The sequence below is a fragment of the Nocardiopsis sp. FR4 genome, assembly GCF_009830945.1.
Taxonomy (GTDB): domain Bacteria; phylum Actinomycetota; class Actinomycetes; order Streptosporangiales; family Streptosporangiaceae; genus Nocardiopsis.
Genome location: NZ_VWVV01000010.1, coordinates 102,162 through 128,618, shown reverse-complemented (window position 1 = coordinate 128,618; position 26,457 = coordinate 102,162). Strand labels below are relative to the sequence as shown.

Sequence of the window (26,457 nt, the reverse complement as noted above, 5' to 3'; positions counted from 1 at the left end):
CTGACGGAGAGGGACCGGGCCCGGACCCTGTACCCGTACACCGGTCGCGGTGGCCAGCCGAGGCGGAGAGGGCGCCCGGCCGGACCTCGGCTCAGATCACACCGGTTGGGGGAGCGGGTCCGCCGCGTCGCGGTGCTCGACGATCGACCGGATGATGTCGTTGAGGTCGCGCTCGGGGCGGTAACCGATCAGGCGCGCGGCCAAAGACGTGTCCGGGTAGCGGCGCTGCATGTCCTCGTAGCCCTCGCCGTAGGCCTCCTCGTAGTCGATGAAGGAGATCGGACTCCTGGAACCGGTCAGTTCCACGACCCGGTCCGCGAGCCCCTTGATGGACACCTCCTCGTGCCCGCCGAGGTTGACGGCCTGGTTGTAGGCCTCGGGGGTGTCCATCAGCCGGAGGAGGGCGGGGACCACGTCGAACACCGAGCCGAAGCAGCGGCGCTGCGTGCCCGTGCCGTAGACCGTGATGGGCTCGCCCGACAGCGCCTGGTCGACGAAGCGGGGCACGACCATCCCGTAACGGCCGGTCTGGCGGGGGCCGACCACGTTGAAGAAGCGGGTGATGACGCACGGAACGCCGGACTCGAGGCCGTGCACGTAGGCCACGAGTTCGTCCAGGCCCTTGGCCGCGGCGTAGGACCAGCGGCTCTTGGTGGCCGGACCGTAGACGCGGTCGGCGTTCTCATGGAGGCCGTCGGCGTCGTTCTTGCCGTAGACCTCGCTGGTCGAGGCGACCATGTAGGGCACGCCGTACGCCACGGCCGCCTCCACCACGTTCTCCGTGCCGTGCAGGTTGGTCCGCAGGGAGCGCAGCGGGTTGTCGACGATGTTGTACACGCCGACCGCCGCGGCGAGGTGGAACACGGCGTCGGCCTCCCGCACGAGGGAGTCGACGAGCTGTCGGTCGAGGATGTCTCCTTCCACGAAACGGAATCCGGGTGCCCTCCGGGCATAGGACAGGTTCGCCAGCGAGCCGGTCGACAGGTCGTCCAGCACGGTGACCTGGTCGCCCCGCGCGACCAGGTGGTCGCACAGGTGTGAGCCGATGAAACCGGCTCCGCCGGTGACTACTGCCTTCATGGTTTCCCCTCCACTACGGATGTTCCTCTGTTGTTGTCACGGGGGGCGGTTTGTGCGCGGCCGACAGGGCCGCGTGGGGGTGGAAGACGGCGCGCCGGACGCGGGCGGCGCGTTCGGGCCGGACTCAGGCCAGGTGACGCAGGACGTGGAACCCCTCACCGAGCGCGACCCCGGCCTGCATGCCCCGCAGGACGGCGAGGCTGCGCAGGGTGAGGTCGGAGCGCGTGTGCGGGTGCTGGTGGCTCTGCGAGCCGTACAGCCGCATGCCCTGCAGCTTGTCGTCCAGGTGCGTCTCGTCCAGTTCCACGACGAGGTTCGGCGGGCACAGCGCGTCGGTGCGCCAGTGGTCGGCGGCCTCCTCGTAGGCCAGCACCAGCCCCGGGTGGTGGCGCAGCTCGGTGTTGGACGGACGCAGCGCGGTGTGCACGGCCTCCGCCGTGGCCTGGTGGTCCTGGTTGTAGCTGGAGCGGTGCGGTACGAGCACCACGGTCGGGCGGAGCCGCTCGACGGACAGCGGGCTCTCGCGTTCGATCACCTGGGTGAGGTCCACCCGGGCGACGGAGTCGAGCCTCAGGTGGTAGTGGTCGCCGGGGAAGGCCATGTGCCAGTCGTCCCAGCGGAAGTGGTCGGCGACCTTCTTGATCTCCGCGTAGCGCTCCTCCGCGGTGGAGAAGCCCTTGGGCGACAGGTCGGCGGTGTCCCCGACGGTGAGGAACTGGACGAACACCTCGGCGCCTGCGGCCTTGGCCTTGCTCATGAGACCGCCGCAGCCGAGCGTCTCGTCGTCGGGATGGGGCGCGTAGACCAGGATGCGTTCCTGGGACCAGTCCGTCGTCATACCGTTTTCCGTCCTTTGACTAGAGGGTGACCGGGTTTTCCCGAGAGGAGCGTCCCCGTGCCCGGTGGCACGGGGAGATCGCGGACCCGCGCGGATCAGTTCCGGGTTCTCGCCTCCCGGAGCACGCTCAGCGCCTCCGGGCCGGTATTCAGGAGAAGGTCGATCGCGGACAGGCGCGGTACGAAGTCGGCCGGGTCGCACGAGTGCTGCGGGTAGACGGGGTGGCGGAACTCCTGCCACTCGACGTCGATCCCGTAGCGGCGCAGGGTCTCGGGCTCCAGGTAGTCCCTGGCTCCGTCGCCGGAGAGCATGGTGGTGGCTCCCGCCTTGGCGCAGATCTGTGCGAGGAGTTCGCTCTTGTGGCCGGGGAACTCCCCGATCTCGCTGGCGAGCATCAGCGGGGTGTCGATTCCGAACGCCCGCATCAGCATGCGTGTGGTCGCGACGGCCAGGTCCGTGAGGCTCTCCCACTCCTGTTCGTACAGGTGGGCGATTTCCTCGCGGTAGTCCCTCCAGTAGGGAGCCTTACGGTAACAGTGTTCCGCAAGTGCCTTGTAGTGCCTTGACCTCCATTTCTGACTGTTGTCAACAACCTTGTCCCGTATGCGGTCGCCCCGGCTTCCCTGGGTGACCGGAACGGTGAGAAGTACGGGTTTCTTCCCTCCTAACACGTAGTTTCGGTTCTGCCACCCCCGTCGCTCGAACTGAACGTTGTCGAGGATGACGAAGCGGTCACATCGGTCGATCTTGTCCAGAAGGCCCAGCCACGGCAGGTAGTGCGGCTGGTGGAGGGCCACGGTGATCCCGGGAGGGCGCTCGCCCCCCGCGGCGGCGCGGCTCCCTGACCCGGTGTCCCCCGGGACACCGGCACGATCGGGAGAGGGGGATGACGGTACGCCGATCACGCCGAGGATTCTCCTTCTCTCCGTAGGTCACTTTGCACGGATTTTTCTAGGACCTGTACCTTTTGGGAGGAGGTCGCCGACAGTGCCGCGAGCCCCGCTCCCAAATATCTTCTTATGGGTACCACCTCAGACAAGCCCGTGTATACGATTTGCGTGGCCTACATAGGACGCGAATCCGGGTGAACCTCTCGGAGTCGTAAGGCGTCAATCTAACACCGACTTTGCGGGTTAATGTCGGACCGGAACTGAGAACCTCGGAGGGGTACCAGCGCTGTGCGTACCGCACGTTTCCTCGGCGGCCTGCTGACGGGGCTGATCGCCCTGACCCTGGCCGTCACACTCTTTGTCTACTGGTTCGGCTTCGCGACGGACATGGCCGCGGCTTCGGGCCTGGGCGCCCTCGGCTACGCGTTCCTGTGGCTCGCCTTCGGCGCCAACCTGCTGCTGTGGACCGTCATCGGGCTCGTGCGCCTGGCCGACGACTCGGTCCGCGCGGTGGTCCGACCGCGCGCGGCGGGCCGCTCCCGCGCCGTGCGCCGGAGGGCGCGCGAACGCGTCCTGGTCGGTGCGGGCGGGGCCGTCCGGGCCGAGGGGGAGGGCGAGGCCGCCGGGGCCGCGTCCGGGAAGGACTCCGACCCGGCGGTCCCGGCGGAGCGGGCCTCCCCCGAGGACATCTCCCTGGCCGTCATCATCCCGGCGCACAACGAGGAGCCGGTCATCGGTGCGGCCATCGCCTCGGCGATGAGCCTGTTCCCCCGGTGGGACGTCTACGTGGTCTCGGACTCCTCAAGGGACTCCACCGCCGAGATCGCCGCCAAGACCGGCGTGAACGTCCTCGAACTCCTCACCAACCGCGGCAAGGCCGGGGCGATCGAGGCGGTCATCGAGGAGTTCGCGCTGACCGACAACTACGACGGCGTGCTCATCCTGGACGCCGACACCGAACTCGACCCCGGCTACGTGGACGGTGCCCGGCGCCAGCTCGCCGACCCCTCGGTGGCCGCCGTCGCGGGCTTCGTGGTCTCGGAGTGGAAGCCGCGCGAGCGCACCTTCGTGGGCCGCACGATCTCCGCCTACCGCGACCGCCTGTACTTCATGCTCCAGTACCTCATGCGCTTCGGGCAGACCTGGCGGTACGCCAACACGGCCTTCATCGTGCCGGGCTTCGCCAGCGTGTACCGCACCCGGGCGCTGCGGGAGATCGAGGTCAACCCCAAGGGGCTGGTGATCGAGGACTTCAACATGACCTTCGAGGTGCACCACAAGCGCCTCGGCCGGGTCTCGATGGACCCCGACACCAAGGCCTACAGCCAGGACCCCTTCACCTTCCGGGACTACTACAAGCAGGTGAGCCGGTGGACGCTGGGCTTCTGGCAGACCGTCCGGCGCCACAGGTTCTGGCCCAGCCTGTTCTGGGCGTGCCTGGCGCTGTACATCCTGGAGGTGGTGCTGGTCTCCCTGGTGCTGCTGGTCACCTCGGTGATCGGGCTCTTCGTCCTGGCCGGCACCCTCATCGGTGAACCCGTGCTGGCCCTGCCCTACATCGGCGGTGCCTTCACCGCGGTGACCGCCCTCCTGCCGCTGCTGGCCATCGCCATCGGCCTGTTCGTCCCCGACTACATGCTCACCTGCCTCATGGCGGCCATCCGCCGCAGGCCGTCCTACCTGGTCTACGGACTGCTGTTCTTCCCCATCCGCGTGGTGGACGCCTACCTCGCGCTGCGGATGATCCCCAAGGCGTGGACCACCGAGTCCGACGGCCGCTGGGCCAGCCCCGACCGGGTCTCCAACAGGTGATCCCGCCTGCGGCGATGTGAGGTCGCCCTGTCCCAGCCACCCCGGGCGTCCGCGGCGCCGGACAGCGTTTAGGCTGATCTGGCCCGCGCGGAGACCGCGTTCGCGCGACGCCCGGGCGGGCCGCAGTCGTCGGATGGGGTGTGGATCAGCCGTGGACAAGAGACGTGTGTCGTTCGCGTTGTACCGGGTGCTCGCGTACGTGACCGGCATCTTCCTGCTGGGCCTGACCTTCGTGGCCATGCCCGCCAAGTACCTGGTCGGGGAGACCGCCCGGTTCTCCCTGGTGGGCGCGCCGCGGGGCCTGGAGCACTGGTTCGGTCCCGAGTCCCCGCTCATGCTCTTCATCGCGATGCCGCACGGCTACATCTACATGGCCTACGTGTTCGTGGTGCTGTGGGTGGCCCTGGACCGCCGCTGGAGCGCCGCCCGCACGCTGGGCGTGGCGCTCGCGGGCACGGTCCCCGTGGTCGGGTTCGTGGTGGAGCACCGGATCGTGGAGTCCGAGCGGGCCCGGGACCGGGCCGCTCAGGAGGCCGTGGCCGCGGGCTGACCCCCGGCGGTCTCCTCCTCCCGCCGGGAGCGGGCCTCCTTCAGTTCCCGGCGCATGAGGATGATCCAGAAGGCGATCGCGGAGACGCCGAACATCACCCACTGCACGGTGTAGCTGAGGCTGCGCCAGTTGACGGTGAACCCGGTGGGGGGCTCCGGCGGCGGCGCGGGGGTGAGCCCGGCGGCGGCCGGGTCGTTCCCGGGCAGGGTGACGTAACCCTCGTAGAGCCGGTAGTCCCACTCGTTGACCAGTACGGACGTGGCGATCCGCTCGACCTGGCCCTCGGCGGTCTCCACGGGCACGATGTCCGAGCCCTGCGGCGGCAGCAGCCACCCGGAGACGGTGACCTCCCCCTCCGGCGCGGGCGGCGGCTCCTGGCCCTCCTCGGCCCAGCCGCGGTTCACGGTGACGGCGACGCCCTCGTCGGTGACCAGGGGCAGGATCACGTCGTGGCCGCTGACCCCGTCGGCGAACCGGGGCACCAGCAGCTGGGCGTCGGTGTCGTAGCGCCCGCTCACCCGGACCGCGCTGTTGGCGAAGGAGTCCGGGTGCATGTACTCGCCGGGCTGGAGCAGGTCCGCGAGGGGCACGGCCCCGGCCAGGTCCCCGACCGGGTTGGTGACGACGTCCCGGTCGGGCTCGAAGGCCCGGACGAACTGCCACGAGGTCCCGGCGGCGCAGACGAGTGCCACGAGAACGGCGAGCAGGTGGATGCCGAGCCACCGTGGGCTCAGGAGCGGTGATCTCACCAGACCAGGCTAAGCGCGCCCCCCCCGGCGGCCCGTCATGACCCCGGTTTGACGCTGCCCACACGAGCTTGGCCTGCGCCTGCCGAGGAATGACGATCACTTTAAGTAGTTATTCGTGACTGAGGGTTGTTCTTCGCTGGTGGGGTGGGTAGTGTCTCTACCAACGCGGAACGACAAGATCGATTCTGCGGCAGGCCTTCAAGGCCGCGACTCCAGGGGGGAGGAGTCGCTGGCCGCTTCCCGGCGCGAGGGTCGCTTCCGTACTTTGAGGGGGGATGCGGAAGCGACCCTCGCCACCTTTTTCCGGGGCGTTCCCGCCGGTCGGCGGGGGCGCCCCGATGCCGTTCCCGTGGGGTTCCGCGCCGCTGATACGCGTTTGGACACCGAGGGCGGAGCGCGGGGTCAGTGTGGCCGTGATCGGAAGTCGGCCCAAAGGTCCACGGCCTGTTCCAGATCGAGGGCGGCCACCTTCTCAGGGGGCATGCCGACGGTGTGGATCAGACGTTCGGCCAACCAGCCCGGGACGGGTTCTCTCGTGGGGGGCGGTTCATGCGCCACTCTCTCCGCTGGTTTCCCGAGATGCTCGATGACGACCGCGAGCTTCTGGGCGGCGGGAGTGTCCTTCGATGCTGCTCGGACTCTCCGGGAGGCCTCAGCGTAGACCTGGGCGTCCGCTCGCGCTCCGACGGCCCAGACCTCGCAGATCTCCACACGTTTCTCGTCGGTGACGCGGTACACGACACGCCAGGTGTTGCGTCCGACGACCAGTTTGCGAAACCCCGTGAGTTCGCCGCCCAGGGTGTATCCGGCCTCTGGGTTCTCCTCCAGGAGAAGAACCTTCTTGAGGACCTTGGGAACGGCGTCCGGGCCGAGCCGTCGCAGATCGTCGAGGGCGGCATCGGTGAAGGTGATCTCGGCCATCAGTCCTCGGGGAGCTCTTCGAGTGAGTCGCGGCTGTGACCGAAGGCGGCCAGTACGTCGTCCATGGAGGTGCGTCGTCCACTGTCCGTGAGCTCCCGAGCCATGACCAGGGCGAGATCCCTCAGATCCGCCTCCGCCTGCTCCAGTTCCGCGAGACGGGCGAACGCGACCACGGCCGCGACCGGCTCGTGTCGACGGGTCACGATGACCTCGGTGCCCTGTTCCGCGTCGTGGATGATGCCGGCGACACCACGTCTCGCCGCATCGGTGACGCTGATCTCCTGGGTGTGCTCAAGAATCGCCATGCCTCAACTGTATAGAAAAATGCACAGATTGGCGACGGATGTACATGGGGCAGGAACGGTTCAGGCACCCTCCGCTGATACCCGTCGTGATGCCGCCGCCTGAGTATCGGGGGTTCCTGGATGCTTCCCGTTCCCCTACTCACACGGGATGCGGAGGCGACCCTCGCCACCTTTTTCCGGGGCGTTCCCGCCGGTCGGCGGGAACGCCCCGTCGGTCTTCCGGGAGGAGACCAACGTCAGCCCATGGTCTTCTGGCCGTCCAGGGCCTCGCGCAGGATGTCGGCGTGGCCGCAGTGCTGGGCGGTCTCGCGCAGGATGTGCAGCAGCACGTCGCGCGCCGACCAGGAGGCGCCCTCGGGGAACCACGGCGCGTCCGGGAGCCGGTGGCTGACCTCCAGGTCGGGCAGTTCGGCCACGGTCCGCTCGGTCTCCTCGGCGGCGCGCTCGTAGTCGGCCAGCACGCTCCCGAGGGTTTCCTCCCCGACCAGCCGGAAGGTGGCGGCGTGCCCCTCGTACACGGCCGGGTCCCCGTAGTCCACCTCGGGCGCCCCGTTGAGCACGAAGTCCATCCAGTTGCGCTCGACCGACGCCACGTGCTTGACCAGCCCGGCCAGGGTCAGCTCGCTCACCGTGGTGCGCCGGGTGGCCTGTTCCTCGGACAGGTCCTTGAGGGTGAAGCGCAGGAAGTCGCGCTGCTGGGCCAGCATCCCCAGGAGGGAGGTGCGCTCGGCGTCCAGGGTGGTCGTCGCGGTCATGATCATCGCCTTCGCGTCGTGTCGGACTCGGTACGGCGACTCTAGGAAGCAAGGCGGTCAGGTTCTGTCCTCCACTTGGCGAGAATGCGGGAGAACCTTGGGAACTCCGGACAGGCGCGGGCCGATAGCCTGGCGTTCTGGCGACTGGGAGGTTCCATGGCCCTGACTCCGCTCCAGTACCGGTTCGACGGCCCGCGGCACGCGCCCGTGGTCCTGCTCGTGCCGTCCTTCGGGACCACGATGTCGGTGTGGGAGCCGCAGCTGCCCGAGCTGACCCGCACCAGGCGGGTCCTGCGGGTCAACCACCGGGGCCACGGTTCCTCCCCGGCCCCCGAGGGGCCCTACAGCATCGAGGAACTCGCGCTGGACCTGCTCGGGGTGCTGGAGGCGCAGGGCGTCACCCGGGCCACGGCGGTGGGCGCCGGGCTCGGCGGCTCGCTGCTGCTGTGGATCGCGGCCAACTCCCCGCGCACCCTGGAGCGCCTCGTCCTCCTGGCCGCGGCGCCCCGCACGCCCCGCGCCCACCGGTGGGACCGCGTCGCCGCCCGGGTGCGCGGCGCGGGCCTGGACTCGGTGGTGGACGAGGTGGTGCTGTCCTGGTTCACCCCGGACATGGGGGAGGAGCGGCCGGAGGTGGTGGCCCGGTTCGCCGAGGAGTTCACACGGCTGGACGCGGGCGGGTTCGCCTCGGTGTGCGAGGCGGTCGACGCCATGGACCAGCGCCACCTGGTCGCCGCGGTACGGGTTCCCACCCTGGTGGTGTCGGCCGCCCACGATCCGCTGCTGCCGCCCGGGCACGGCCGCAGGCTGGCCGACGGTATCGCCGACTCCCGGTTCGAGGTGGTGCCGGGGGCCGCCCACCTGCTCGGCGTGGAGCGCGCGGACCGGGTGAACGAGCTGCTGACCGAGTACGTGGTGAGCTGAGGGGGAGTCAGACCTCCGCCAGGGGGATCAGGGGTTCGTTGATCTCCAGCAGGTAGCCGTCGGGGTCGCGGAAGTGGGCGGCGCGGATGCCCCAGGCCGTCCAGTCCCTGGGCTCCATCACCTGGCGGGCCCCGTCGGCGACCAGCTTGGCCGCGGTGGCGTCCACGTCGTCCACCTCGAAGATCACCGCGAGTCGGTCCTGGTGGGGCAGTTTCGGGTCGGCGGTGTCCGTTTCCAGCGCCTCCGCCATCACCTCGCGCTGGTTGATGGCCAGCCTCGTCCCCGACTCCACGTCGAACTCGGCGTACCGGCTGCCCTCGTCGCCCCGCAGTAGGGGCAGCTTGAGCACCTGCGAGTAGAAGTGGAAGCAGGCCTCGTAGTCGTTGACGAGAAGCCTGATGTAGCTGCAGCGCATGGGGCCTCCTGCCGGTCGGTTCCGTTCTCCGGACCATTGTCGCCTTCCGCGGATTCGGATGACGTGAGTATCCGTACCCGCTTGTTCTCTGTCCGCGGTGCCGTGTCCGAAACCCGCGCCCTCGCGGTGGTCCGTCCGGAGCGGAACCCCTGGGCGTGGCCGGTACCGGCCACGCCCGCCTGGCGTGTCCCGACCCGGACGAAGGTGTAGTCCTCCTCTGATGATGTGTAGTCTTCATTCTCTGGAATATAGTACTTGTGCTATCAATGGCAGTAGGACGCAGACGACAAGGAGGGCTGATGTGAGGGACTCAGCGGCCCGGGTGAGGCCCCGGGCGGGGGCGGCGGGAACACCGGCGGAGACCGTGGTCAGCGTGCGCGGCCTGCGGATGAGCTACGGCGCGACCGAGGTGCTGCGGGGCGTGGACCTGACCCTGCGGCGCGGCGAGGTCGTCGCCCTGCTGGGCCCCAACGGCGCGGGCAAGACCACCACCGTGGAGATCCTGGAGGGGTTCCGCGCGCGCTCGGCGGGCGAGGCGCGGGTGCTGGGACGCGACCCCGAGCACGGCGGCGAGGACTGGCGCGCGAGGGTCGGCGTCGTCCTGCAGTCCTGGCGCGACCACGGCGCCTGGCGGGTCCGGGACCTCGTCCACCACTTCGGCCGGTTCCACGCCCCCTACTCCGAGCCCGGGCGGCCCCGGCCCCACGACACCGACGAACTGCTGGCGGCGGTCGGTCTCACCGAACACGCGCGCCGGAGGGTGCGCGACCTCTCCGGCGGCCAGCGCCGCCGGGTGGACGTGGCCCTGGGCGTGGTCGGCCGCCCCGAACTGCTCTTCCTGGACGAGCCGACCGCGGGCTTCGACCCGGTGGCCCGCTGCGGGTTCCACGACCTGGTGCACAGGCTCGCCGACGAGGAGGACACCACCGTCCTGCTGACCACCCACGACCTGGACGAGGCCGAGAAGCTCGCCGACCGGATCCTCATCCTCGCGGGCGGAGTGGTCGTCGCCGACGGCAGCGCCGACCAGCTCTCCGGCCTGGTGGCCCGGGAGAGCGAGGTCACCTGGACCGTCAACGGCCGGCGGCACGTCCACAGCACCGCCCGCCCCGCCCGCCACGTCGCCGGACTCCACGCCGAGCACGGCGGCGGGATCACCGACCTGCGGGTCTCCAGCGCCACGCTGGAGGACGTGTACATGGCCATGGTCCGGCGCCACGAGTCGGGGGACGCCGAGGCCGCCGCCGCCGAGTTCACCAAGGAGATCCGATGAACGCCAGGGCCAACGCGGTCGCGGCCGGCCTCTCCCGGGGGTGGATCGAGTTCCGGGCCTCGTTCACCAACTTCCAGGAGGTCTTCGGCGGCTACCTGCTCATGCCGACCATCTTCATGGTCATCGCCCTCCTGCTGGGCCGCGAGAGCGTGGAGGGGGCCGGCACCTCCGTCGGTGCGCTGATGATGGCCGCGGGCATCACGATGCAGCTGGTCATGCTCGGGCTGGCCACGGTCGCGCAGGTGCTCGGCACCGAGCGCGAGGACGGCACCCTGCTGCGGGCCAGGGCGACACCGCACGGCCTGCTCGGCTACGCCGCCGCCAAGACCTGGCACGTCCTGCTCATGTCGACCGTGGCCCTGGCCCTGATGGTCGCCCCCGGGGTGCTGTTCGTCGACGGGTTCGTCCTGCGGGGCGCGGCCGGGGCGCTCACCCTGGCGTGGGTGTTCGCGCTGGCGATGCTGTCCCTGGCCCCGATCGGCTGCGTCCTCGGCGCCACGCTGAACAATCCGCGCACCGGGGCGGGCCTGACGATGGTCCCCGTGCTGGGGCTGATCATGGTCTCCGGGGTCATGTCGCCCATCACGGCGATGGCCGGCTGGGTGCAGGACCTCGCCCAGTTCTTTCCCGTCTACTGGATCGGCCTGGGCGTACGCGCCGCGCTGCTGCCCGCCGACCACGCCGCCCTCGAACTCACGGGGACCTGGCAGCTGCCGCAGGTGGCCGGGGTTCTGGCACTGTGGGCCGTGGTCGGGTTCGCCGTCGCCCCCTGGGTACTGCGGCGGATGGCCCGGCGCGAGTCGGGGTCGAGGGTCCAGGCGGCCCGGGAGAGGGCGATGAAGCGTGGTTACTGAGCGGGGCGGCGCCGGTCGCCGGGCGGCGGCCGGGAGCGGAGAGACCGTCTACAACCGGATCGCGATGCTGCGGGCCGAGCGGAACGTGTCCCGCCGCCAGCTGGCCGAGGCCCTGGGGGTGCACTACCAGACGGTCGGCTACCTGGAGCGGGGCGAGTACAGCCCCAGCCTCCACCTGGCGCTGCGCATCGCCCACTATTTCGAGGTTCCGGTGGAGGTCGTCTTCTCCACCGAGCCCTTCCCCCGTATCGGACAGTAGCCCTCCGACCGAAGGAGTCCCCGTGTTCTTCAGCAAGCCGAGTCCGCAGCGGCAGGAGCGGCTGCGCGCCTTCATCGAGAACCCCCGCCGCCGCCGGTTCTGGGCCGCGCGCTCCCGCCGCCGCCGGGCGGTGGTCCTCTTCTTCCTCGTCACCGTGCTGGCCGCGGTGGCCTTCGCCTTCGGACTCCTGGGCGAAGCGTCCGAGTCCTACCTGCCGCTGGCGCTCTACGGTCTGCTGCTGACCGGTTCGGCCCTGCTCGCCACGAACATCAACATCGCCGCGCGCTGGGTGTCCGGTTACCACGGCCTGGACGAGTTCCAGCGCGCCGAGATGGACCACGCCGCCCGCCTGGGGCACCACGTGACCACGGCTCTGCTGATGGTCCTGCTCGTGGTGGGCTGCGTCTTCGGCAGCTGGGCCACCAGCGTGGAGCTGGGCGCCCGACTCCTCCTGGCGGTCCTGGTGCCGCTGGTGGTCCTCACCACCATGTGCCACACCGCCTTCCCCGCCTGCTACCTGGCCTGGGTCCGCCCGGACGAGGTCCTCGACGACGAGGAGGAGGGGGTCTGAGGGGCCCCGTCCGGGGAGGTCACCAGATGTCCGGGCCCGCCCAGCCGTGGGTGTCGCGGTCGCGGACCCGGGCCAGCTCGTCCTCGGACAGCACCCGGGGCGTGCCGATCTGGCGGGCCCGCAGGTAGACGGCGCTGAGCCAGTCCAACAGCCGCAGGTTCTCCAGCGCGTGTGCCAGGCCGCGGCCCAGGGCCAGACCGCCGTGGCCCGCGAGGAGCGCGGCGTCGCGGCCCTTGAGCGCCTTGACCGCGTGGTCGGCGATCTCACCGGTGCCGTAGGTGGTGTAGGGGGTCACCTCGATCGCCCCGCCCAGGGCGGCGGCGCGGTGGTGGATCGGGGGCAGCTCGGCCAGGACCGAGGACACCGCGACCGTGTCGGCGGTGAAGGCGTTCACCACGGCGGTGGCCTCACGGCCGTGCTCGGCGGCCAGCCGGTGCACGGCCATGTGCAGGGTGGCCTCGGCGGCGGGGTCGCGCCGCCCTTCGAGGACCCGGTCGTCGAGCGACATCACCGGGCAGTCGGCGGGCTGGACCTTGTCGAGGGCGACACCGTGCGGCGTGACGACCACCAGGTCGCCGCTGCGGACGCTGACGGTCCCCGACGCGCCCGGGGCGGTCCCGGCCGCCTCGGAGAGTGCGCGGGCGGTCAGGCACACGTCCCGGCGTTCTTGTTCGAGCAGCATCGGTGTTCCTCAAGGGGTGCGCGGCGTGCGCGGTTCGGTGCGGTCCGCACCGTGCTAGCGCGTTCCGGACAAAACTGCTGAGGTTAGCCTCAGCTAACGGGGTCCACCCCAATGTACGTCAAACTCTCGTCCTCGTCTTCTCCACGCGGGTATGTCCGATACCCGATCATTCGTCACTCAGAGTAGTTATTGGTTTGGATGTGACGTGGGAAGCGCCACGGAGGTCCCTCTCGTGAGCGGTTGTCACCGCAGTTCAGGGCGGTTTCCAGGGAACGATGTGACTTATGCGTCTTATGGGACGAGGCTGTTTGTGAATACTGATCTTGGGCAAACCGGACCCGTGAACGAACCCTACGTAACCCTGCCGTCCGTGCCGTACCTGTCGGAACCGGGTTCGGCCACGGCCACCAGTCTGTACGTCGACGGCGAGTGGAGGGCGGCCCGCAACGGCCGGGTCCGGGAGATCCTGGACCCCGCGGACGGCTCCGTCCTGACCATCGTCAGCGAGGGCGGAAGAGCCGACACCGAGGACGCCATCGCCGCGGCCAGGCACGCCTTCGACCGGGGCGACTGGCGCCGCGTCCCCGACGACGAGCGCGGCCGGCTCCTCGGGCGGATCGCCGACCTCCTCCAGCGCGACCGCGAGGAGATCGCGGTCATGGAGTCCCTGGACACCGGCAAGACCATCGAGGAGGGCCGGATCGACGTCGACGACGTCACCAACGTCTTCCGGTACTACGCCGGGCTGGCCGGAAAGGACGCCGGACGCCTGGTGTCCGCGCCCGAGGGCGTGCACAGCAAGGTGGTCTACGAGCCCGTCGGCGTCTGCGGCATGATCACGCCCTGGAACTACCCGCTGCTCCAGCTCTCCTGGAAGATGGCCCCCGCCCTGGCCGCGGGCAACACCATGGTGGTCAAGCCCAGCGAGATCACCCCCGTCACCACCGCCAAGCTGGTCGAGCTCACCGCCGAGGCGGGCGTCCCCGCGGGCGTGGTCAACCTGGTCACCGGCAGCGGACCCGACGCGGGCGCCCCGCTGTCGGAGCACCCCGACGTGGACCTGATCTCCTTCACCGGCGGCCTGGCCACCGGCCGCCGGATCATGGCGGCGGCCTCCGGGACGGTCAAGAAGATCGCCCTGGAGCTGGGCGGCAAGAACCCCAACATCGTCTTCCCGGACGTGGACCTGGACACCGCCGTGGACTACGCGCTCAGCGCCGCGTTCTTCCACTCCGGCCAGGTGTGCTCGGCCGGTGCCCGCCTCATCGTGCACAACGAGATCCACGACGCCTTCACCACCGAGCTGGCCCGCAGGGCCGAGGCCATCCGCATCGGCCGCGGCCAGCACGAGGGCGTGCGGTGCGGCCCGCTGGTCTCGGCCGAGCACCGCGCCAAGGTGGAGGCCGCCGTCGCGCGCGGTGTGGAGGAGGGCGCCCGGATCCTCGCCGGGGGAAGGCGGCCCGACGACCCGGAGCTGGCCGCGGGCTACTTCTACCGGCCCACCGTGTTCGTCGACTGCGAGCGCTCCATGGACATCGTCCAGACCGAGGTGTTCGGCCCCGTCGTGACCGTGGAGCGCTTCGAGACCGAGCGGCAGGCCGTCGAGCTGGGCAACGACACCGACTACGGGCTCTCCGGCGGCGTGTGGACCAACGACACCGCGCGGGGGGAGAGGGTCGCCGCGGCGCTGCGCCACGGCACGGTCTGGGTCAACGACTTCGGCCCCTACTTCCCGGGCGCCGAGTGGGGGGGCTTCGGCCGCAGCGGCATCGGCCGCGAACTGGGACTGGCGGGCCTGGACGAGTACCGCGAGGCCAAGCACATCTACCGCAACCTGGCGCCCGAGCCGCAGCGCTGGTTCGGCTGAGCCGAGCCCTCCGGGCCGATGGCCCGGCCGCCCGGCGGCGCGGCTCCGTCCTCCGCGCCGCCGGGCGCTCCCGTGGGAGGGGGACGGCGAAGCAGGTCCGTCTCCCCGGCACCCCCTGGACACAGACAACGAGAGGAATCGGACCGTGGACCCCACCGAGACCACCTACGACTACGTGATCGTCGGCGGCGGCACCGCCGGATCGGTGATCGCCAACCGGCTCACCGAGGACCCCGGCACCACCGTGTGCCTGATCGAGGGCGGTCCCGACGACCGCGACCTGGAGCACGTGCTGCGCCTGCGCGACTGGCTGAGCGTCCTGGACGGCGAACTGGACTACGGCTACACCACCGTCGAACAGCCGCGCGGCAACTCCCACATCCTGCACTCCCGCGCCCGCGTGCTGGGCGGGTGCTCCTCGCACAACACGCTGATCAGTTTCCGGCCCTTCGCCCAGGACCTCGACGACTGGGTCGCGGCGGGCGCCGAGGGCTGGGACAACGCCACCGTGCAGTCCTACGCCGACCGGATCAAGTGCAACATCGTCCCGGTCGCCGAGAAGGACCGCAACGCGATGGTCAAGGACTGGGTGTCCTCGGCCGCCGAGGCGGCGGGCGTCCCCGTGGTCGAGGACTTCAACGCCCTGACCTCGCACGGAGGCGGCTTCGCGGACGGCGCGGGCTTCCTGTCCATCGCCTACGACCCCTACACCGGGTACCGCTCCTCCGCCTCGGTGGCCTACCTGCACCCGATCATGGACGTGCGCGAGAACCTCACCGTCATGCTGGAGACCTGGGTGGACCGGGTGGTCCTGGACGGCGACCGCGCCACCGGGGTCAGCGCCCGGACCAAGGACGGCACACGGGTCACGGTCAGCGCCCGCCGCGAGGTCGTCCTGGCCGCGGGGGCCGTGGACTCGCCCCGGCTCCTCATGCTCTCGGGGATCGGCAACGCCGAGGAGCTGCGCGGGGTGGGCATCGAGCCCCGGCACGACCTGCCCGGCGTGGGGGAGAACCTCCTCGACCACCCCGAGTCGATCATCATGTGGGAGACCAGCAGGCCGGTTCCCCGGAACACGGTGATGAACTCCGACGCGGCCCTGTTCGTGCGGCGCGACGACTCCGACCCGCGCCCGGACCTGATGTTCCACATCTACCAGATCCCCTTCGACGACAACACGAAGCGGCTGGGCTACGACTCCCCGCCCGACGGCTACGCCGTGTGCATGACCCCCAACATCCCCCGGTCGCGCTCGCGCGGCAAGCTCTACCTGACCAGCGGCGACCCCGACGTCAAGCCCGCACTGGACTTCCGGTACTTCACCGACCCCGAGGGGTACGACGAGAAGACCGTCGTGGACGGGCTGAGGATCGCCCGCCGGGTCGCCGCCACCGAGCCCTTCCGGTCGTGGATCAAGCGCGAGGTCGCGCCCGGCCCCGGCGTCCAGAGCGACGAGGAGCTCTCGGAGTACGGCCGCCGCGCCGCACACACCGTCTACCACCCCGCCGGGACCTGCCGCATGGGCGCGGCCGAGGACGACACCGCGGTGGTCGACCCCCGGCTGCGGGTGCGCGGCCTGCGCGGGCTGCGGGTGGCGGACGCGTCGGTGTTCCCGACCCTGCCCACACCCAACCCCATGGTCATGGTCCTGGCCCTCGGAGAGCGGGCCGCCGACCTCATCCGCCAGGACGCCCCGGCCTCCGGGGAGGGGACCCGATGAGCACTCCGGTGGCCGAGACGGCCGGTCCGGACCGGGACACCGCCGACGTCACGTTCTCGGTGCGCCACCTGTGGAAGGTCTTCGGCCGCAACGCCGACAAGGTGGTCGGCACCGAACTGGAGCGGGCCGACCGGGACCGGATCAAGGAGGAGACCGGGTGCACCGTGGCGGTGCGCGACGTGTCCTTCGACGTCCGCCCCGGTGAGGTCTTCGTGGTCATGGGCCTGTCCGGCTCCGGCAAGTCCACGCTGATCCGCTGCCTGACCCGGCTCATCGAGCCGACCGCCGGGCAGGTGCTGCTCGACGGTGAGGACATCGGCACGGCCAGTCCGCAGCGGCTGCGCGAGCTGCGCCGGCACAAGATGGCCATGGTCTTCCAGCACTTCGGGCTGCTGCCCAGCCGGAGGATCCTCGACAACGTGGCCTACGGGCTGGAGGTGCGCGGGACGCCGCGCCCCGAGCGCTACGCCCGCGCCCGCGAGATGATCGAGATGGTGGGCCTGTCCGGGTACGAGAACTCCCGGCCCGGCGAGCTCTCCGGCGGCATGCAGCAGCGGGTCGGCCTAGCCCGCGCGCTCGCCGTCGACCCCGAGGTCCTGCTGTTCGACGAGCCCTTCAGCGCCCTGGACCCCCTGATCCGGCGTGACATGCAGAACGAGGTCAGCCGCCTGCAGCGCGAGCTGAACAAGACGTCGGTGTTCATCACCCACGACCTCCAGGAGGCCCTCAGGCTCGGCGACCGCATCGCCATCATGCGCGACGGGGAACTCGTCCAGGTGGGTACCCCGGAGGAGGTCGTGGGCCGCCCCGCCAACGCCTACGTCGCCGACTTCACCTCCGACGTCGCCCGCACCACCGTGCTCACCGCCCGGTGGCTGGTGCGCGACCCCTACCCCGGGGAGCGCACGGACGGCCCGGTCACCGCGCCCGGCACCGTGCTGGCCGAGGTGCTGCCGATGCTCGCGGCCAGCACCGCGCCCGTCCGGGTGGTGGAGGGCGACACCCTGCTGGGCTACGTGGGCCGCGACGACGTGCTGCGCGCCATCGCCGAGGACCAGTTGGAGGACGCCGCCGCGGCCGCCGCCATCGAGGAGGAGGCGGCCGAGGGGGTCTCCGACGGCACCGCGGACGCCGGGGAACGCAGCGGCCCGGCCCCGACCGGGAGCGGTGGGTGACATGACCGCGATGACCCAACCCGCGACGACCCCCCGCGGGACCCCCGCCCGGGATGAGGGCGGCGGCAACCCGCTGCGCCGCGCGTGGGTGCGGGCGCTGCTGGTGGTCGTGGTCCTCGTGGCCGGTTACTGGGTGAGCCGCCTGCTGGGCCACCCCGCCTGGGCGGGCGGTTTCCCGACCGCCGTCGGCGACCGGTTCATGGCCTGGCTCGACTCCGTGTACGCGTGGATCGTCGCCAACCGGAACGACAGCCCGCTGTTCCTGTACTTCTTCAACTACGTCTCGGTGGGTCTGGGATCGGCGGTCGTGCTGATCAACCGGACCCTGGACCTCCTCACCTGGCCCGGCGTGACCCTCGCCGGCGTGTTCATCGCCTGGCGCGTCGCCGGGTGGCGCGTGGCGCTGGTGGTGCTGGCCGCCTTCGCGGTGTTCGCCCTGACCGGCCTGTGGAACGCGTCGATGACGACACTGGCCCTGATCATCACGGCGGTCTTCATCGCCCTGCTGTTCGGCCTCCCCCTGGGCGTCCTGGCCGGGCGCAGCGAGCGCCTCCACCGGGGCATCCGGCCGGTGCTGGACTTCATGCAGATCATGCCCGCCTTCGCCTACCTGCTGCCGTTCGTGCTGCTGTTCGGCATCGGCAACCCGGCCGCGGCCGTGGTGACGGCCGTGTACGCGTTCCCGCCCGCCGTGCGCATCACCGCGCTGGCCGTGCGCGGGGTGTCCCGGGGCGCGGTCGAGGCCGCGGAGTCGATGGGCTCCACGCCCTGGCAGATCCTCACCAAGGTGCAGCTGCCCATGGCCAGGCGCACCATCCTGCTGGGCGTGAACCAGACGATCATGCTCGCCGTGTCCATGGTCGTGATCGCGTCGGTCATCGGCGCGGGCGGCCTGGGCGACGCGATCTACCAGGCGCTGTCCAAGGTCAACGTCGGCCAGGCCTTCGAGGCGGGCCTGGCGATCGTCATGCTCGCCATCGCGATGGACCGGGTGACCGGGGCGGTGGGCCACGGGGCGCACGCCCCCGACATCCCCGAGCGGTACCGGATGCCGCTCCTGGGCGGCGCGCTCGCCCTGGTCATCGCCGTCGTCGCGATCGCCCGCCTGATGGGGGTGGAGGGCTGGCCGCGCGACCGGTCGGTCGACCTCAGCACCCCGGTCAACGCCCTGTACGGCCACGTGCAGGACGCCATCGGCGCGGGAACCGCCGCGCTGGCCACGTGGCTGCTGGAGGGTGTGCTCGCACCGCTCGCCACCCTGCTGACCCACTCCCCCTGGTGGCTGGTGGTGCTCGCCGCCGCGGCCCTGGGATGGATCCTCGCCGGACGCCGTGCGGCGCTCGTCTCCGGACCGTCGCTGCTGGCCGTGGGCCTGCTGGGCGTGTGGAACCACGCCATGGACACGCTGTCGCAGGTGCTCGTGGCCTCGGCGGTCACCATCGTGCTGGGCGTACTGATCGGCGTGCTGATGTCGCGCAGCGACGTGTTCGCGACGGTCCTCAAACCGGTCCTGGACGCCATGCAGACCCTGCCGCCGTTCGTGTACCTGATCCCGGCGGTGGCGCTGTTCACCATCGGCCGCGTTCCGGCCCTGGTGGCGGCGGTGGTCTTCGCCCTGCCGCCGGTGATCCGCCTGGTCAACGACGGTATCCGGGGCGTGCCCAAGCCCGCTCTGGAGGCGGCGCGCTCGCTGGGGTCCACCCGGTGGCAGCTGCTCACCAAGGTGGAGCTGCCCATGGCGCGCGGCTCTCTGCTGCTCGCCGTCAACCAGGGGATCATCCTGGTGCTGTCCATGGTGGTCATCGGCGCGCTGGTCGGCGCCGGGGCGCTGGGCAACGACGTGGTGGTCGGCCTGGCGCAGAACGAACTCGGCCTGGGTCTGGCCGCGGGTCTGGCGATCGTCTGCCTGGGCCTGTTCCTGGACCGGGTGACGCAGGGAAGGAGGGCGCCCCGTGCCTAGGCGGAGAGGTTCCCTGGTCGGGGCCGTCTCGGTGGTGCTGGCCGTGGCCATGGTGAGTTCGTGCGCGGTGCGCACCGACCAGGTCGCGCGCGACCCCAACACCGTCCGGATGGCCCTCAACGGCTGGGTCGGCTACGAGGCCAGCGCCGAGGTGCTGGCCTACATCCTGCGCGAGGAGATGGACTACGAGGTCCAGTTGGTGCGCACCGACGAACAGCCCTCGTGGCAGGCCCTGGACCAGGGCGTGCTCGACGTGATCGTGGAGAACTGGGGTCACGAGGACCTCATGGAGCTCTACGGTCCCGAGGGCAACGGCACGGTGGTCGACGGCGGCCCCAACGGCAACGAGGGCGTGATCGGCTGGTACGTCCCGGCCTACCTGGTCGAGGAGTACCCCGAGATCACCACCGTCGACGGCCTGCGGGAGCACACCGGCCTCTTCCGCACCGCCGAGACCGGCGAGGAGGGGGAGTTCCTGGGCGGCGCGCCCGGGTTCGTCACCCAGGACCAGGGGATGATCAACGCGTTCGACCTGGACCTGGAGATCGTCTACGCGGGTTCGGAGGCCTCGCAGATCACCGAGGTCCGGCGGCGGTACGCCAACGGGGAGCCGGTGCTCTTCTACTTCTACGAACCGCAGTGGCTCCATGACGAGCTGGACCTGGTCAAGGTCGAATTCCCCGACTACGAGCCGGGCTGCGCCGAGGACCCCGACCACGTGCCCTGCGACTACCCGGTCTACGAGCTGAACAAGATCTTCCGGGCCGGGTTCGTGGAGACGAACGACCCCGCGTACCAGTTCCTGGACAACTGGACGTGGACCAACGCGCACCAGAACGAGGTCGCGGGGATGATCGCCGATGACGGGCTCGACCCGACCGACGCCGCAGAGATATGGGTCAGGGAGAACCCGGACGTGTGGCGTGAGTGGCTCCCCGGGGGCCGCGCTGAACGCTGACCCCGCGCCGGGGCGGGGAGGCGCTCCCCGCCCCGGCGGCTCAGCCGCCCTCCGCGGTCGCCGCCGAGGGATCCATGTGCGTCCGCGGGACGCCGAAGGGGACGGTCATCGGCGCTCCCCAGTCGCGAAAGACCGGGCACGCGAGCGGCGGTCTCCGTCGAGGAACCTGTTCACCTCCTCGTAGTAGCCGCCGGAGGGCGGCAGGTAGGGGTGCGGCTCGCGCAGCGGGCAGGCGTTCCGGCCCACGTCCATCCGCCATCCGGAGGGCATCAGCGGCAGGTCGCCCGCCGGCGTGACGCTGAGGGAGCGCGTACCCTCCGGCAGGGGTGTCCCGTAGATCTCGGCGGGGGCGTCCGTGTTCCCGAGCGGCTCGTAGGCCGCCGGGGCGTCGGAGTCGAAGCCCAGGTCCACCACCGCGCCCAGCGGCGCCACCAGGTGCACCAGGCCGGGCCACACCGGCAGCACGCCTCCGGCGGACAGCGCCACGACCGCGGCGGCGAGCACGGCCGGAGGAAGTCAGAGGGATCCCGCGGACCTGGAGCCGGTCCCGTGGCCGGGCCGCCCCGCCCGCCACCGATGCGCCCCCGCGGGACGCGCCCTTCCCGCGCCCGCCGCCCGAGGGGGCGACGCGTTCACCTCCGCGCTCGTGCGTGTTCGCTCCCCGCTCCGTGTCCGGCACGCGGAAACCAGCCGGCCCCGCGCTGACGGGGGCTCCGCGGCTTTCCGGTGCCCGGCGGACCGGCCGTCAGCGGACCGGGCGCTCGTACCTCAGACGGCGCCCCACCCAGTACACGTTCACGCAGGAGGCGATGAAGCCCGCACCGAACAGGACCACCAGCCACGTCTGGTCGGTCCACACGTAGGCGCTCACCGTGGCGACCAGCATCACCAGGGCGCCGAACACGGCCAGCACCAGCCGGAAGCCCAGAGGGCTCGCAGGGCGTTCGTGGCTGCCCAGGGGGCCCTTCAACCTGCCGCGTCGCATGATGTCCGCTCCCTTCGCCGTCCCCTGTTTCTACCGGTGGCCCGCTGTCGGGCCGCGCGGACCCCGTACGATGTCCACTCCTCGGCCCCTACCCACCTGGTAGCGGCGGTCAGACGGAAGTCAGGGATAAATCCACCAGTGTTGTGTCGTATGCGGCATGTGTCCGGCACAGGTCCAGAAACGTCTGGCAGATGCGGAACGCGGTCATGCGCCGGAGGCGTGGACACCATGGTGAGGGACCGGAGGACCACGATCCCTGAGCTTCAGCGCAACGCTGCCGATTCCCCCTGGGCCCGTCCGCGGGCCGACCGACCCGCGGCGGGGACGCGCCCACGGGCGCCTCCCCGCCGCGGTCGCGTGGTGGCTACACGCCGTCCATCAGGGCGGGCAGGGCCGCCTCGTAGGACTCCCGCAGCTCGGCCAGGGGGATCTCCACGGCGCCGCCCGGGTGCGTGACCGACAGGGCGTCGCCGCCCACCTCGCCGAGGCGCTCCACCGGAACGCCGTGCTCCTCGGCCAGGGCGGTGAAGGCCTCCTCCCGGCCCGGGCGCACGGCCACGAGGACTCGGGCACCGGACTCGCTGAACAGCGCGGTGAAGGCGTCCCCGGCCACGCTCACCCGCACGCCCCGGCCGCCGCGCAGCGCGGACTCGGCCAGGGCGACCGCCAGGCCGCCGTCGGACAGGTCGTGTGCGGCGTCGGCCAGGCCACGCTCGGCGGAGGCGGCCAGCACCTCGCCCAGGGCGGCCTCGGCGGCCAGGTCCACCCGCGGCGGCAGGCCGCCCAGGTGGCCGTGGACGGTGTCGGCCCAGGCCGAACCGCCGAACTCCGGCCGGGTGCGGCCCAGCAGGAACACCCGGGCGCCGTCGGTGCCGAAGGAGCTCCGGAGCCGGGTGCGCACGTCGTCGATCACGCCGAGCACGCCGATCACCGGTGTGGGGTTGATCGCCACGTCGCCGGTCTGGTTGTAGAAGCTCACGTTGCCGCCGGTCACCGGGGTGCCCAGCTGCTGGCAGGCGTCGGCCAGGCCCCGCGTGGACTCGGCGAACTGCCACATGACCCCGGGGTCCTCCGGCGAGCCGAAGTTGAGGCAGTTGGTCACCGCGAGCGGGCGGGCGCCCGTGGCGGCGACGTTGCGGTAGGCCTCCGCGTAGGCCAGCTGCGTACCCGTGTAGGGGTCCAGGCGGGTGAAGCGGCCGTTGCCGTCGGTGGACAGGGCCACGCCGCGGTGGGAGTCGTCGGCGATGCGGATCATCCCGGCGTCGTGCGGGGTGGAGACCACCGTGTCGCCGCGCACGTAACTGTCGTACTGCTGGGTGACCCAGGTGGGGTCGCCCACGCCCGGGGCGCCCAGTACGCGCAGCACCTGCTCGCGCAGCTCGGCGTCGGTGGAGGGCCGGGGCAGCTTCGCGGCGTCGTCGGCCTGGAGCGCGTCCTGCGAGGCGGGGCGCGCGTAGGGGCGCTGGTAGACCGGGCCCTCGTCGGAGGCGGTCCGCGGCGGCATGTCCACCACGGTCTGGCCGTGCCAGGTCATCACCAGGCGGCCGCCGCGCTCGGCCTCCTCGGGGGTCACGTCGGTGACCTCGCCGATCTCGGTGGCCAGGATCTGCCACTTGTCGCAGATGGCCAGGAACTCGTCCATCTTGGCGGGCTCGACGATCGCCATCATGCGCTCCTGCGACTCACTCATGAGGATCTCCTCGGGAGTGAGCCGGTGGTCGCGCAGCGGCACCCGGTCCAGCTGGATGCGCATACCGCCGGTGCCGCCCGCGGCCAGCTCGGTGGTGGCACAGGAGACGCCCGCCGCGCCCAGGTCCTGGATGCCCACGACCAGGTCCTTGTCGAACAGCTCCAGGCTGCACTCGATGAGCAGCTTCTCCATGAACGGATCGCCGACCTGGACGCTGGGCCGCTTGGCGTGCGACTCGTCGTCGAAGGTGGCGCTGGCCAGCACCGAGGCGCCGCCGATTCCGTCGGGGCCGGTGGTGGAGCCGAACAGCACCACCTTGTTGCCCGGGCCGGGGGCCTGCGCCAGCTTGATGTCCTCGTGCCGCATCACACCCACGCACAGGGCGTTGACCAGGGGGTTGCCGATGTACCCGGGGCCGAAGCCGATCTCGCCGCCGATGTTGGGCAGGCCCAGGCAGTTGCCGTAGAAGGAGATGCCCGAGACCACGCCCGGCAGCACCCGCTTGGTGTCGTCGGCGTCGGCGGGGCCGAACCGCAGCGCGTCCATGACCGCCACGGGCCGGGCGCCCATGGTGAGGATGTCGCGGACGATGCCGCCCACACCGGTGGCCGCGCCCTGGTGCGGCTCCACGTAGGAGGGGTGGTTGTGCGACTCGATCTTGAACGTCACCGCGCGGCCGTCGCCGACGTCCACCACACCCGCGTTCTCACCCATGCCCACGAGCAGGGCGTCGCTCTCGGGGGCCTTCTCCCCGAACTGGCGCAGGTGCGCCTTGGAGGACTTGTAGGAGCAGTGCTCGCTCCACATGACCGAGTAGATGGCCAGTTCGGCGGAGGTGGGGCGCCGGCCCAGGATCTCGCGGACCCGCTCGTACTCGTCCTTGGCCATGCCCAGTTCCGCGTAGGGCTGCGGCGTGTCCGGGCTGTCGTGCGCCACGGCGACGGTGTCGAGTCCAGGTGCTTCAGACATGCGTGGTTCCGTTCGGGGTGTGCGGGTGTGGGTCGAGCCGTGGCGTCCGCCGACCGGCGCGGAGTCGTGGTCAGGGGCTGGTGGTGTCCCCGCCCGCGTCGCCGAGCATGAGCATCGCGGCGGACTCGGGGTCGTCGTGCGAGGAGGTGTCGGCCAGGATGTGCTCGCCGTCGCTGAGGAAGAGCTGGTCGGCCGGGGCGCCCTGGGGTCGCTGCTCCTCCCAGCCGCGCGCGGTCAGCTGGTCGGCCACGGCCTCCACCGACGCGCGGGAGTCCTCGGGCAGTTCGCCGTCCTCGGTCATGACCATGACCAGCCGGACGCACTCGGTCCCCTCGCAGTAGACGTCGGCCTCCGGGTCGGAGACGTAGGCCAGGCCGGGCGGGGCCTGGCCGAGCACGCCCGCGTCCGGCGGGGCGGCCGGGGCCTGGCCGGTGCCCCGGTCCCCGTTCTGCTGCTGTTCCTGCTGGGGCGCGGTGACGGGTGCGGTCCCGATGGCGTTGAAGAGCCCGATCGCGGCGGACACCACCAGGCCGACCACGACCAGGCCGACGAGGACGAACATCGTCCTTCTGGAGCGCAGCAGCGCCATCATCGCGGGACCTACCCCCTGTTCGGTACGCGGGTCAGGCGTTCACCGGCGAGCCGGCGGCCAGGTGCGTGAGGATCGAGGAGAAGAAGCCCAGGCCGTCGGTGGACGGGCCGGTGAGCGCCTCCACGGCGTGCTCGGGGTGGGGCATGAGGCCGACGACGTTGCCGTGCTCGTTGGTGATCCCGGCGATGTCGCGGCGCGACCCGTTGGGGTTGCCGCCCACGTAGCGGACCACGACCCGGCCCGCGGCCTCCAGTTCGTCGAGGGTGTGCTCGTCGGCGACGTAGCTGCCCTCACCGCTCTTGAGAACCACCAGGACCTCCTGGCCCTCGGTGTAGGAGCCGGTCCACGCGGTGCCGGTGTTCTCCACGCGCAGCACCTGCTCGCGGTTGACGAAGCGCAGGGAGGAGTTGCGGGTCAGGGCCCCGGGGAGCAGGTGGCTCTCGCACAGGATCTGGAACCCGTTGCAGATGCCCAGCACCGGCAGCGCGCCCGAGCGGGCGGCCGGGACCAGCTCCGACATCAGCGGGGCGAACCGGGCGATGGCGCCGCAGCGCAGGTAGTCGCCGTAGGAGAAGCCGCCGGGCAGGACGACGGCGTCCACGCCCCTGAGGTCGGCGTCCGCGTGCCAGAGGGAGACGGGTTCGGCCCCGGCCAGCGCGACCGCGCGCGCGGCGTCCTTGTCGTCGAGGGAGCCGGGGAAGGTGACGACGCCCACGCGGGCTGTCATGAGCACACTCCGAGAGGTTTGGTTCGGGTCCATCCCCGCGTGCACGGGGAGCGTTCGGCGGGGAGATGCCGGTCCCGTCGCTGGGGACGGTGCGTCCGCACTTCGCAGCGTACCCGCTCACCTGTGCTCAGGTACGACGTCGACCCCCTCCGGGGGCCGCGGACCTGGAGGATCCTCCGAACGGGACGTCCGCGGCACGCCCGGAACGGTGTGCGATCCGACAGTTCTCCCGGCGCGCCGTGCGCTCCCGCGGGGTCTCGGGGTGTATGCCGGGCCGAACACCCCCGGGGCCGACCGCGACCTGTGGTCTTGGTCACCGGAGTCGGTCCCGGCCGCCGGAGCGGTGGTTCAGAGGAGGGCGTAGCGCTGGACGGGCACCCGGCCGGCCGCCGCCTCCTCCTCCCGTGTCGGTTCGTCGCAGGCGGTCAGTCGCTTGCGCAACAGGACCGTTGTTCGTGGTTCCCCCTCGAAGGCGACCTCGTCCATGAGGTAGCGCATCAACAGAATGCCCCTGCCCGATTCTGCTTCCAGTCCCGGCAGGGGCGTGTGGTCGGCGGTGAACCTCTCGGCGAGTGCCGCGGGGTCCGGTGCCTTTCCGGTGTGGGATATGCGGAGTTCGCACCACCGCGTGCCCATCTCGGCCTCGACCCTGTAGTCGGAAGCGGGTCGACCGTGGTCGACCGCGTTGGCACAGGCCTCGGAGACGGCCAACAGGATGTCGTCGGCGCAGTCCCGGCACACCCCCGCCCGGGCGAGGAGGGTGCCGAGAACATCGCGTGCGACGGCGACCGTGTACGCCTGCCTGGGGAGGGAGATCGAGAAAACGGCGTCCATTAGTACACCTCTCGTGCTCCGTCGTCGTGTTCAACCCGGCATGTTAGGGACCTTCCCCGACGGCGGATGGAGTAAAACGAACAGCCGTGCCCCTGAGAGGAC

Annotated in this window: 27 protein-coding genes; 12 read left to right on the top strand and 15 right to left on the bottom strand. The window is 71.1% G+C overall.

Translation table 11 applies throughout. The features are described from left to right. Positions 1-96: 96 nt before the first annotated feature. The 3 genes from FYW95_RS11985 to FYW95_RS11975 form a co-directional block, all read right to left on the bottom strand. A complete protein-coding gene (locus FYW95_RS11985) occupies positions 97-1,080 on the bottom strand; it encodes an NAD-dependent epimerase/dehydratase family protein (protein WP_159944769.1) in 984 nt (327 codons plus the stop codon). A 124-nt stretch (positions 1,081-1,204) separates the two neighbouring features. After that, entirely contained in the window at positions 1,205-1,918 is a 714-nt protein-coding gene (locus FYW95_RS11980; RefSeq protein ID WP_159944768.1) for a PIG-L deacetylase family protein, read from the bottom strand. Between the two features lie 95 nt (positions 1,919-2,013). Continuing rightward, entirely contained in the window at positions 2,014-2,721 is a 708-nt protein-coding gene (locus tag FYW95_RS11975; protein WP_236568020.1) for a WbqC family protein, read from the bottom strand. 375 nt (positions 2,722-3,096) lie between these two features. Between FYW95_RS11975 and FYW95_RS11970 the strand changes: the two genes are divergently transcribed. Together FYW95_RS11970 and FYW95_RS11965 are read left to right on the top strand one after the other, a co-directional pair. Beyond that, positions 3,097-4,620, top strand: a complete 1,524-nt coding sequence (locus tag FYW95_RS11970; RefSeq protein WP_160050348.1) for a glycosyltransferase family 2 protein — start codon at positions 3,097-3,099, stop codon at positions 4,618-4,620. A gap of 151 nt (positions 4,621-4,771) precedes the next feature. After that, on the top strand, positions 4,772-5,170 hold the full coding sequence (locus FYW95_RS11965; RefSeq protein WP_159944766.1) for a DUF3817 domain-containing protein: 399 nt from the start codon (positions 4,772-4,774) through the stop codon (positions 5,168-5,170). On the opposite strand, the gene FYW95_RS11960 is transcribed toward FYW95_RS11965, so the two are convergent. The 4 genes from FYW95_RS11960 to FYW95_RS11945 form a co-directional block, all read right to left on the bottom strand. Then, positions 5,146-5,919 (bottom strand): SURF1 family protein, encoded by a 774-nt coding sequence (locus tag FYW95_RS11960; RefSeq protein ID WP_159944765.1) that lies wholly within the window; start codon positions 5,917-5,919, stop codon positions 5,146-5,148. The two genes, FYW95_RS11965 and FYW95_RS11960, sit on opposite strands and share 25 nt — an antisense overlap. A gap of 402 nt (positions 5,920-6,321) precedes the next feature. Continuing rightward, a complete protein-coding gene (locus tag FYW95_RS11955) occupies positions 6,322-6,840 on the bottom strand; it encodes a type II toxin-antitoxin system RelE family toxin (RefSeq protein ID WP_159944764.1) in 519 nt (172 codons plus the stop codon). After that, the gene (locus FYW95_RS11950; protein ID WP_159944763.1) at positions 6,840-7,145 is read right to left on the bottom strand and encodes a prevent-host-death family protein; all 306 of its coding nucleotides are present in this window, start codon (positions 7,143-7,145) and stop codon (positions 6,840-6,842) included. Before FYW95_RS11950 ends, FYW95_RS11955 begins: the two co-directional genes overlap by 1 nt. Positions 7,146-7,381: 236 nt before the next feature. Next, positions 7,382-7,900 (bottom strand): DinB family protein, encoded by a 519-nt coding sequence (locus FYW95_RS11945; RefSeq protein ID WP_370462429.1) that lies wholly within the window; start codon positions 7,898-7,900, stop codon positions 7,382-7,384. 156 nt (positions 7,901-8,056) lie between these two features. On the opposite strand from FYW95_RS11945, the gene FYW95_RS11940 reads away from it, so the two are divergent. Further along, positions 8,057-8,824 carry an alpha/beta fold hydrolase gene (locus FYW95_RS11940; protein ID WP_160050347.1) on the top strand — a complete coding sequence of 256 codons (768 nt, stop codon included), beginning with the start codon at positions 8,057-8,059 and terminating at the stop codon, positions 8,822-8,824. Positions 8,825-8,831: 7 nt separating this feature from the next. Here FYW95_RS11940 and FYW95_RS11935 read toward each other — a convergent pair whose 3' ends face one another. Continuing rightward, the gene (locus tag FYW95_RS11935) at positions 8,832-9,239 is read right to left on the bottom strand and encodes a VOC family protein (protein ID WP_159944760.1); all 408 of its coding nucleotides are present in this window, start codon (positions 9,237-9,239) and stop codon (positions 8,832-8,834) included. A 388-nt stretch (positions 9,240-9,627) separates the two neighbouring features. Between FYW95_RS11935 and FYW95_RS11930 the strand changes: the two genes are divergently transcribed. The 4 genes from FYW95_RS11930 (at position 9,628) to FYW95_RS11915 (ending at position 12,196) form a co-directional block, all read left to right on the top strand. After that, the gene (locus FYW95_RS11930; protein WP_236568019.1) at positions 9,628-10,512 is read left to right on the top strand and encodes an ABC transporter ATP-binding protein; all 885 of its coding nucleotides are present in this window, start codon (positions 9,628-9,630) and stop codon (positions 10,510-10,512) included. Then, positions 10,509-11,366 (top strand): ABC transporter permease, encoded by an 858-nt coding sequence (locus FYW95_RS11925; RefSeq protein WP_159944759.1) that lies wholly within the window; start codon positions 10,509-10,511, stop codon positions 11,364-11,366. The genes FYW95_RS11930 and FYW95_RS11925 overlap by 4 nt, the downstream gene beginning before the upstream one ends. 64 nt (positions 11,367-11,430) lie before the next feature. Further along, complete coding sequence (locus tag FYW95_RS11920) at positions 11,431-11,625, top strand: helix-turn-helix transcriptional regulator (RefSeq protein WP_370462431.1); 195 nt, start codon at positions 11,431-11,433, stop codon at positions 11,623-11,625. A gap of 22 nt (positions 11,626-11,647) precedes the next feature. Then, entirely contained in the window at positions 11,648-12,196 is a 549-nt protein-coding gene (locus tag FYW95_RS11915) for a hypothetical protein (protein ID WP_159944757.1), read from the top strand. A gap of 19 nt (positions 12,197-12,215) precedes the next feature. On the opposite strand, the gene FYW95_RS11910 is transcribed toward FYW95_RS11915, so the two are convergent. After that, a complete protein-coding gene (locus tag FYW95_RS11910) occupies positions 12,216-12,878 on the bottom strand; it encodes a class II aldolase/adducin family protein (protein ID WP_159944756.1) in 663 nt (220 codons plus the stop codon). 340 nt (positions 12,879-13,218) lie between these two features. Here FYW95_RS11910 and FYW95_RS11905 point away from each other — a divergent pair, with 340 nt between their 5' ends. From FYW95_RS11905 to FYW95_RS11885, 5 genes are all read left to right on the top strand, one after another. Beyond that, on the top strand, positions 13,219-14,745 hold the full coding sequence (locus FYW95_RS11905; protein WP_160050346.1) for an aldehyde dehydrogenase family protein: 1,527 nt from the start codon (positions 13,219-13,221) through the stop codon (positions 14,743-14,745). A gap of 145 nt (positions 14,746-14,890) precedes the next feature. Then, positions 14,891-16,465: a GMC family oxidoreductase gene (locus tag FYW95_RS11900; protein WP_159944754.1), complete on the top strand. Its 1,575-nt coding sequence runs from the start codon at positions 14,891-14,893 to the stop codon at positions 16,463-16,465. Next, a complete protein-coding gene (locus FYW95_RS11895) occupies positions 16,462-17,640 on the top strand; it encodes a quaternary amine ABC transporter ATP-binding protein (protein WP_160050345.1) in 1,179 nt (392 codons plus the stop codon). The genes FYW95_RS11900 and FYW95_RS11895 overlap by 4 nt, the downstream gene beginning before the upstream one ends. 1 nt (position 17,641) lies before the next feature. After that, a complete protein-coding gene (locus FYW95_RS11890) occupies positions 17,642-19,600 on the top strand; it encodes an ABC transporter permease (RefSeq protein ID WP_159944752.1) in 1,959 nt (652 codons plus the stop codon). A 49-nt stretch (positions 19,601-19,649) separates the two neighbouring features. After that, positions 19,650-20,558 (top strand): ABC transporter substrate-binding protein, encoded by a 909-nt coding sequence (locus tag FYW95_RS11885; protein WP_159944777.1) that lies wholly within the window; start codon positions 19,650-19,652, stop codon positions 20,556-20,558. 105 nt (positions 20,559-20,663) lie between these two features. Here FYW95_RS11885 and FYW95_RS11880 read toward each other — a convergent pair whose 3' ends face one another. From FYW95_RS11880 to FYW95_RS11855, 6 genes are all read right to left on the bottom strand, one after another. Continuing rightward, positions 20,664-21,062, bottom strand: a complete 399-nt coding sequence (locus tag FYW95_RS11880) for a hypothetical protein (protein ID WP_159944751.1) — start codon at positions 21,060-21,062, stop codon at positions 20,664-20,666. 241 nt (positions 21,063-21,303) lie between these two features. Next, complete coding sequence (locus tag FYW95_RS11875) at positions 21,304-21,543, bottom strand: hypothetical protein (protein ID WP_159944750.1); 240 nt, start codon at positions 21,541-21,543, stop codon at positions 21,304-21,306. Positions 21,544-21,907: 364 nt separating this feature from the next. Beyond that, entirely contained in the window at positions 21,908-24,202 is a 2,295-nt protein-coding gene (purL, locus tag FYW95_RS11870; protein WP_159944749.1) for a phosphoribosylformylglycinamidine synthase subunit PurL, read from the bottom strand. Positions 24,203-24,272: 70 nt separating this feature from the next. Beyond that, entirely contained in the window at positions 24,273-24,794 is a 522-nt protein-coding gene (locus tag FYW95_RS11865) for a hypothetical protein (protein WP_159944748.1), read from the bottom strand. A 31-nt stretch (positions 24,795-24,825) separates the two neighbouring features. After that, positions 24,826-25,521, bottom strand: a complete 696-nt coding sequence (gene purQ / locus FYW95_RS11860) for a phosphoribosylformylglycinamidine synthase subunit PurQ (protein ID WP_159944747.1) — start codon at positions 25,519-25,521, stop codon at positions 24,826-24,828. Between the two features lie 348 nt (positions 25,522-25,869). Beyond that, on the bottom strand, positions 25,870-26,355 hold the full coding sequence (locus FYW95_RS11855) for an ATP-binding protein (protein WP_159944746.1): 486 nt from the start codon (positions 26,353-26,355) through the stop codon (positions 25,870-25,872). Positions 26,356-26,457: the final 102 nt, after the last annotated feature.